The 7,629-nt window shown below is 69.2% G+C and carries 9 protein-coding genes; 1 reads left to right on the top strand and 8 read right to left on the bottom strand.

Annotation, left to right across the window (positions count from 1 at the left end; all coding sequences use genetic code 11):
• Window positions 1-171: 171 nt before the first annotated feature.
• Entirely contained in the window at window positions 172-927 is a 756-nt protein-coding gene (locus AC2W7M_RS15565) for an SDR family NAD(P)-dependent oxidoreductase (RefSeq protein ID WP_486133136.1), read from the top strand.
• A gap of 216 nt (window positions 928-1,143) precedes the next feature.
• Here AC2W7M_RS15565 and AC2W7M_RS15560 read toward each other — a convergent pair whose 3' ends face one another.
• The 8 genes from AC2W7M_RS15560 to AC2W7M_RS15525 all read right to left on the bottom strand — a co-directional run.
• Window positions 1,144-1,431 (bottom strand): hypothetical protein, encoded by a 288-nt coding sequence (locus AC2W7M_RS15560; RefSeq protein WP_486133135.1) that lies wholly within the window; start codon window positions 1,429-1,431, stop codon window positions 1,144-1,146.
• A gap of 12 nt (window positions 1,432-1,443) precedes the next feature.
• Window positions 1,444-2,559 carry an LVIVD repeat-containing protein gene (locus AC2W7M_RS15555; RefSeq protein ID WP_486133134.1) on the bottom strand — a complete coding sequence of 372 codons (1,116 nt, stop codon included), beginning with the start codon at window positions 2,557-2,559 and terminating at the stop codon, window positions 1,444-1,446.
• Between the two features lie 54 nt (window positions 2,560-2,613).
• Complete coding sequence (locus tag AC2W7M_RS15550) at window positions 2,614-4,119, bottom strand: tripartite tricarboxylate transporter permease (protein WP_486133133.1); 1,506 nt, start codon at window positions 4,117-4,119, stop codon at window positions 2,614-2,616.
• Window positions 4,120-4,153: 34 nt separating this feature from the next.
• Window positions 4,154-4,585 (bottom strand): tripartite tricarboxylate transporter TctB family protein, encoded by a 432-nt coding sequence (locus AC2W7M_RS15545; protein WP_486133132.1) that lies wholly within the window; start codon window positions 4,583-4,585, stop codon window positions 4,154-4,156.
• A gap of 1 nt (window position 4,586) precedes the next feature.
• On the bottom strand, window positions 4,587-5,438 hold the full coding sequence (locus tag AC2W7M_RS15540) for a tripartite tricarboxylate transporter substrate binding protein (protein ID WP_486133131.1): 852 nt from the start codon (window positions 5,436-5,438) through the stop codon (window positions 4,587-4,589).
• Between the two features lie 163 nt (window positions 5,439-5,601).
• Window positions 5,602-5,928 carry a UTRA domain-containing protein gene (locus AC2W7M_RS15535; protein ID WP_486133130.1) on the bottom strand — a complete coding sequence of 109 codons (327 nt, stop codon included), beginning with the start codon at window positions 5,926-5,928 and terminating at the stop codon, window positions 5,602-5,604.
• Window positions 5,925-6,359 carry a GntR family transcriptional regulator gene (locus tag AC2W7M_RS15530; protein WP_486133129.1) on the bottom strand — a complete coding sequence of 145 codons (435 nt, stop codon included), beginning with the start codon at window positions 6,357-6,359 and terminating at the stop codon, window positions 5,925-5,927. The genes AC2W7M_RS15535 and AC2W7M_RS15530 overlap by 4 nt, the downstream gene beginning before the upstream one ends.
• A gap of 228 nt (window positions 6,360-6,587) precedes the next feature.
• Window positions 6,588-7,629, bottom strand: a 1,042-nt coding sequence (locus AC2W7M_RS15525) for a CaiB/BaiF CoA transferase family protein (RefSeq protein WP_486133128.1), incomplete at its 5' end; no start/stop codon positions are given.

The raw sequence follows: 7,629 nt of genomic DNA, 5'->3' as shown, positions 1-7,629 counted from the left end.
GCCGGCCGGTGCCTGCGGCTCGATCTGCCCGGCGGCGGCGGCTTCGGCCCGCCCGCCGAACGCGACGGCGCGGCACGCGCGCACGACATCGCCGCCGGCTACGTTACCCCCTCGCCGGCCGGGCGCGACGAGCGCTGAGGCCCCTACCCCTTTCCACACCGGAGCCGAACCATGACGCTTGAAGGACAGTCCGCCATCGTCACCGGCGGCGCGCAGGGCATCGGGCTCGCCTGCGTCGCCGCGCTCGTCGCCGAGGGCGCGCGCGTCACCATCGCCGACGTGAAGCTGGAGGCGGCCGGCGCCGCCGCCGCGAAGTTCGGCGACAAGGCCGCGGCGGTCGCCTGCGACGTCTCGAAGCCCGAGGACGTGAAGGCCGCCGTGGATGCCGCCGAAGCCGCCTTCGGCACGGTGACGGTGCTGGTGAACAATGCCGGCATCACGCTTTCCGGCGACATCCTCTCGCTGGAACTGGACGCGTTCCGCAAGGTGCTGGACGTGAACCTCGTCGGCACCTTCCTCATGAGCCAGGAGGTGGCGCGGCGCATGGTGGCGGCCAAGGCGAAGGGATCGATCGTGAACCTCTCGTCGATCAATTCCATCATGGCGATCCCGGCCATCACCGCCTATTGCGCCTCCAAGGGCGGCGTCGCCCAGGTGACGCGCGCGAGCGCGCTGGCGCTGGCGCCGCACGGCATCCGCGTGAACGCGGTCGCGCCGGGATCCATCATGACCGACATGATGCGCGGGGTGGCGGCCGACGAGGCGGCCATGAAGCGCGTGCTGTCCCGCACCCCGCTCGGGCGCGTGGGCGAGCCGAGCGAGATCGCCGACGCGGTCGCCTTCCTCGCCGGCGGCAAGTCGAGCTACATCACCGGCGAGACCCTCTTCATCGACGGCGGCCGCGCGGCGTTGAACTACACGGTGTGAGCGGGCGGAGGCTGTGAAGGCCCCCCTCGCCCGCCACCCCACCGTCCGCACCAACCGCCCTGTCCGCCACCCAGCCGTCGCCCTCCGACTTGATCGGAGGGCCCACGACCCTGCCGCCGGGCCTTCAACCGCGTCGCCATGGGTGCTCCGGTCAAGCCGGAGCACGACGGCGGTTGAAGGGGCCGCCGCCGCGCCTATCCACCGCGCCGGGCGCCCTCAAGCCTCCACCGCCCGGAAGCCCATGGCGGCGCGCACGGGGCGGCGGGCGGGGGCTTGCATGGCAAGGAGGCCCACCGCCTTCTGGCGGGCGCGGAACATGCGCTCGAAATGCGCCCACGGGATCGCCGTGCAGGCCGGGCTGAAGAAGGCCTCCCAGGCAGCTTCCGGCACCTTCTCCCCCGGCATCCGCGCCTCTTCCGCACGGGTGCGCGCGCGCACCGCGTTTGAGGCCGGCACGAACGGGCGATACTTGTTGCCGTCCTCGTATTCGTAGAAGCAGCACATGGCTGGGCTCCCTCAGGTGCGCCGCAGGATGTGCAGGCCGCGGTTGCGGTCGATGACGTACATGAGGCCGGCCTCGGTGAGGAAGACGTCGTTGGTGCCCGGCCGCTCGAAGCCCTCCGGCGCGTCCGGCACGAAATAGGCCACCTCCTTCGGCGCGTGCGGGTTCTTCACGTCCACCACGCGCAGGCCATAGGCGAACCAGGCGACCGGGATCTCGGTGCCGTAGACCTGCTCGGCCGGCTGATGGCAGCCGGTGAATTCCGGCATGTTCACGTCCTCAAGCCCCTCGATCTGGTAGGTGGAGAGGATGGTGGGGTAGGCCTCCTCGGTGATGTCCACCAGCCACATGAAGGGCGGCGGCGAGGGCTTGGTCTTGCGCACGTCCTCGTCCGCCACCAGCAGGATGTCGCGCCCCGCGAGCGTGAACGGCAGGGGCAATGCGGTGTGGGTGGGGTGGGTGAAGGGCGGATTGTAGCGCAGGCGCGAGACGAGCTTCGGCTGCGACATGTCCTCGATGTCGAGGATCGCCATGCCCGCATGCCAGTAGGCGACATAGAGCCGGTTGCCCCGGCGCAGGACATGGTGGCACCAGGTCATGCGGTAGCCCTCGTCCGGCGTCTCGCCGCCGGCCACCCACTGGCCCGGCATCCACCAGCGGCCCACCTCCTTCGGGTTGGCGGGGTCTTCCAGGTCGAGGATCATCATGATGTTGAGGTGATAGCCCTCTACCTCGGGCGTGATGTAGGCGTAGCGCCCATCGAAGTCGAAGCGGTGCACGCCGGTGCCGGCGGTCTTCCAGAAGGCGATCTGCTTCGGATTGGCCGGGTCCTTGACGTCGTAGATGGCGAGGCCGCCCTGGAAGTTCTCGTCGAGAATGTAGGGCGGCGGGCACTCCCAGTTCACCAGCATGATGTCGTTCTCCACCCGCACCTTGTGCGAGTGGACCCCTTTGGGGATGGAGATGTGGTGCACCTGGCGCGGGTTCCTCGGGTCCGAGATGTCGACGATGGTGGTGCCGTGGGGCGCGTCCATGTGGGCGATATAGCAGTAATTGCCCTTCACATAGACCTGGCCGCCGCCCGGGCAGTCGAAATAGGACAGGACCTCCAGACCTTTGATCTCAGCCATTTGAACGTCACTCCGGGCAGTTCTTGATGGTGGTCGAAGAAGAGAGCTGCGGCGCTAGTCGAGCGCCGCACCGGCCGGCAGGCGCCGGCGCCACTTGAAGACGGCGTTGCCGGCGAACAGCAGCACGAGCGCCGCCACCACGCCGACGCAGATCGGCCGGGTCAGGATCAGCCCCCACTCGCCGTTGGCGAGGAACATGGTCTGGCGCAGGCTCTTCTCGATCATCGGCCCGAGCACCAGCGCGATGACCAGCGGCGAGGGGTCGACCTTGAGCTTGCGCAGCCCGTAGCCGAGGGCGCCGGCGAGCACCATGATCCAGATGTCGAGCAGGCTGTTGTTGATGGAATAGGTGCCCACCAGGCACAGGATCATCACCATCGCCGCCAGCACGTTCTGCGGCAGCTTCAGCACCGAGACGAAGACGTGCACCAGCGGCAGGTTGAGCACCAGCAGCAGCAGGTTGCCGATATACATGCTGGCGATCACGCCCCAGAACACGTCCGGCGCGTTCAGCATGAACATCGGCCCCGGCTGCACGCCGTGGATCACCAGCGCCGCCAGCAGCATGGCGGTGGCGGGCGAGAACGCGATGCCGAGCGCGAACATGGGCACCATGGCGCCGGCGGTGGCGGAATTGTTGGCGCTCTCCGGCCCGGCCACCCCCTCGATGGCGCCGTGGCCGAAGCGCTCCGGCGTGCGCGAGAGGCGCTTCTCCACCCGGTAGGACAGGAAGGAGGACACCACCGTCGCCGGCCCCGGCACGAGGCCGATCAGGAAGCCCAGCACGCTGCCGCGCAGGATCGGCCAGAATGACATCTTCGCCTCCAGCCAGGAGGGCACGAGGTCGCGGAACCGCACCTTGGTGAGGCGGGCCTTCTGCTCGCCCTCCTCCATCATCTTGAGCACCTCGGCGATGCCGTAGAGGCCCATGATGACGGGCACGAGGTCGATGCCCTGCGCGAGCTGGGTGAAGCCGAAGGTGAAGCGCTGGGTGCCGGTGATCGGGTCGATGCCCACGGTCGAGATGGCGAGCCCCAGCCCCACCATGATGAAGGCAATGTGGAACGGATTGGTGGAGAGCCCGCACAGGAAGACGAGGCCCGCCGCCGCCAGCACGAAATATTCCGGCGGCCCGAACCGGAGCGCCAGTTCGGCCAGCCCCGGCCCCACCAGCATGATGCCGAGGATGCCGAGCGTGCCGGCGACGAAGGAGCCGATGGCGGCGATGGCGAGCGCGGGTCCCGGCCGGCCCTTCTTCGCCATCTGGTAGCCGTCCACGGCGGTCATCACCGAAGCCGCCTCGCCCGGCACGTTGAGCAGGATGGCGGTGGTGGAGCCGCCATACATGGAGCCGTAATAGATGCCCGCCAGCATGATGATGGCGGCCTCCGGCGGCATCGCGAAGGTCAGCGGGATGAGCAGCGCCATGCCCGCATTGGGGCCGATGCCCGGCAGCACGCCCACCAGCGAGCCGAGCAGCACGCCGATGAAGCAGGCCAGCAGGTTCGCCGGCAGCGCCGCGACCGAGAAGCCGTGCGCGAGGCCGGCGATCATCTCCATGGCCGCGCCTCCCGCGGGTGCTGGCGGCGCGCGCTCATGAGAACAGGCTCCCCGCCGGCAAAGTGAGGCCGAGCAGCGGCACGAAGATCGTCCAGGTGGCCAGCGCCAGCGCGGCGCCGATGGCGAGGCTCGCGCGCCAGGAGGTGCCGAACAGCCGCAGCGCCGCCACGCACAGCAGCACCGCGCTGGCGAGATAGCCGATCAGCGGCAGCAGTGCGCAGAAGGCGAACAGGCCGGCGAGCGTCGCCGCCACCTTCGCGAGGCCGAGGCGCGAGGTGGGCTCCACCTGGAGCACGCCCCGGGAGAACACCGCCACCGCGCCGCTGGCGATCAGCAGTACGCCGACCGCCACCGGGAAGAAGCCCGCGCCCGGCCCCGCCAGCGTGTGCATGGGAAGCTGGGCCGCCAGTGCGAGATAGAAGGCGCCGAACAGGAGGATGCCGACGCCGAGCGGCCGGGTCGCCATCTCACTTCTTCAGCAGGCCGAGCTTGTCCAGCAGCGCCGTGTGTGCCTTGAACTCCGTGTCGAAGAAGGCCGCGAGCTTGGCGCTGTCCATGTAGTTGACCTCGATCTCGCGCGCCTTGGCGAAATCCTGGAACGCCTTGTCCTCCACCGCCGCGCGGATCGCCTTGGCGTAGAAGTCAGTGACGCCCGCCGGCAGGCCCTTGGGTCCGAAGAAGGAGAAAGAGAGGTTCACGCCGATGTCGTAGCCGAGCTCCTTGAAGGTCGGCACGTCCGGATAGAAGGGGCTGCGCGCCGGCTGGAACGCCGCGAGGATGCGGATGCGCCCGGCATTGGTGAGCTGGCGCCCCTCGCCGGGATTGATGACGAGCGTGTCCACATGGCCGCCGAGCAGCGCGGCCGAGCCTTCCGCCCAGCCGGAGAACGGCACGTGCACCACGTCGATGCCGGAGGCGGCCTGGAGCTGGGCGAGGTTGAGGTGGGCGGCGGTGCCGATGCCGGAGGTGCCGAAGCGCAGCTTGGCGGGAGACGCCTTCGCCGCCGCCATCAGCTCCTTGATGTCCTTCCACGGCGCATCGCCGCGCACCGCCAACAGCTGATAGTAGGTGACGGTATTGGCGATCGCCGTGTAGTCCTGCGGCCCCTTGTAGGGCAGCGCGTTCATCTGCGGCTGGTCGAGCAGAGCCGGGGTCGGCGAGAGGCCGATCACCGTGCCGTCCGGCTTGCCTTGGACCACCTCGGTGACGCCGATGGAGCCGCCCGCGCCGGTGCGGTTGACGACCGCGACGCCGCCGGGAAGCTGGCCCTTGATCTTCTCCGCCACCGCGCGGGCGGTGAGGTCGTTGAGCCCGCCCACGGTGAAGGGAACGATGACCGTGACCGCGCCCGTGGGCGCTGCGCGACGGCGGGCGCAGCCAAACCGGCACAGGCGGCGAGCATCGCCAAGGCGGGAAGCAAGATCTTGCGCATGACGACCCCTCTGTCTGGTACGTCGTTGATCCGGGAAGGTTTCGCGGTTCTCAGTCTGCCGCCGAGATGCCGCTCAGATTGACGACGAACCGCGTGCGGTTCGCCGGATAGAAAGCGAGGCTCAGGATCACCGGGCGGCCGGCCGCATCCACATAGGTGCGGTCGCCCTCCAGCACCGGCGCGCCGACCGGAATCCCGAGCAGCGGCGCGAAACGCGGATCGGCCAGGGTCGCGGCGATGGTCTGCACCACGTTCGCGATCTCGATGCCGGCCACCTCCTTCACCACCTCGCCGAGCGTGAAGCGCTCCAGCAGCGCGATGTTCTTGAGGACGGTGTCGCCCACCTGCCGGGGCAGGTAGGCGGAGATGAAGATCACCGGCTCCCCGTCCGAAAACCGACCCGGTCGATGGCCACCACCTGCGCGCCGACCGGAACGCCGAGGATGTCCGCCACATGCGGCGTCGCCGGCGCATATCCGGCGAATTCGACCTGGGCGAAGCCCTTGGGCTGGTCCCTCAGGAGGGATTGCAGCAACTGGCTCGGCTTCGCATCCGTCCGCTTGACGCGCGGCCCCCGATAGAAGGTGCCGCGCCCCCTGTGCCTGCTGATGATCCCCTCATCCGCCAGAAGCGAGAGGGCCGTCCTTATGGTGATGACGCTGACGCCGAACTCCTTGCAGAACGCGTCCTCGGTCGGAAGCTGGTCCCCGACCGCATATTCGCGCTCAAGACGGGACTCGATGACCGATTTAATCATCGAGTACTTGGGAATGACCACATCCATCGTCTTCAGCGTAAGAAACAGCATAAACTTATGTCAATAGGTTTTTATGCACCTTTTACGTGCGATATAAAGTATCAAGCAAGACATAAACGTATTGCCATCAACAGACATCGGCCGTCGCGGCCGGCGCATGCAACCTCCGGCGAGCGCAGGATTCGGAACGGCGTTCTAGGTCGGCGTGGTTCGACGGCGCCCCGGGGGCCGCACGTCCGGCCGGACAGGGGATGTCGCGGGGCGGGAGAACGGCGGCCGCTACTGCGCCGCGCCGCGCACAGGCCTTTCGGAGAGCGCCGGAAGGTCGGCATTGGCCTCGCCGAGCGCGCCGATGGCCGCGAGCGGCACCGGCGGCATGGCCGAGAAGCGCAAGGGCGAGCGGAACAGCGGCCAGGTCTTGCCGTCCGCCCCCTCGAAGAGCTGCACCGCGCCGTGGCCGACGATCGCCGGATCGTTGCGGATCTCGGTCAGGGTGCGCACCGGCACGGCGGCGACGCCGCGCGCCGCGAGCGCATCCACCAGCGTCGCGCGCGTCATGCCGGCGGCCATCGCCACCGCATCGGCAAGGCCCGCGGCCTCCACGCCCGCCACCACATGGCCGTCGGCGCAGGCGATCATGCAATGGGGCTCGGGCGCGGCGCCGTTCCATACCGTCTGGGTGAGGAACACGGACACGTCCTGCATGGCGAGATCGATGGCGCAGCCGCGCCCGGTGCGGCGGCGCTGCTCCAGCGCGCACAGGATGGCGAACAGGCCGGCGAGGCCGCCGCTCACGTCCGCCACGGAGATGCCGAGCTTCACCGGCATCTCGCCGGCCCGCGTGATGTCCATGAGCCCCGACATGGCCTGCACCACGGTGTCGAAGGCGGGCCGTCCGGGAGAGGCGGAGAGGCGACCGAAACCGGAGATGCCGCAATAGACGAGGCGCGGATTGAGCGCCGCCAGCGCGTCGGGATCAAACCCGAGCCGCGCAAGAGAGCCGGGCTTCAGGTTCTCCACCAGCACGTCGGCGCGGGCGAGGAGCGCGGCGAAGGCGGCGCGGTCGCCGTCCGCGCGCAGGTCCAGCATCAGGCTGCGCTTGTTGGCGTTGTTGATGGTGAAGAAATAGCCCTGCCCGTCCTGGTGCGGCGGCCAGGCGCGCGAGGCTTCGCCCCCCGGCGGCTCGATCTTCAGCACCTCGGCGCCGAGCAGCGCGAGCTGCTTGGAGGCGACCGGCGCGGTCGTGTACTGGCCGATCTCCAGCACCAGCAGACCGTCGAGCGGGCGGGCGCGCCGCTGCGCCGGCTCGGGCCGGCCGGGC

This window comes from Xanthobacter sp. BG11Y11_SDJG, from assembly GCF_057364445.1.
Note: the sequence above shows the minus strand (reverse complement) of the source record. Positions and strands in the feature narration are given on the sequence as shown.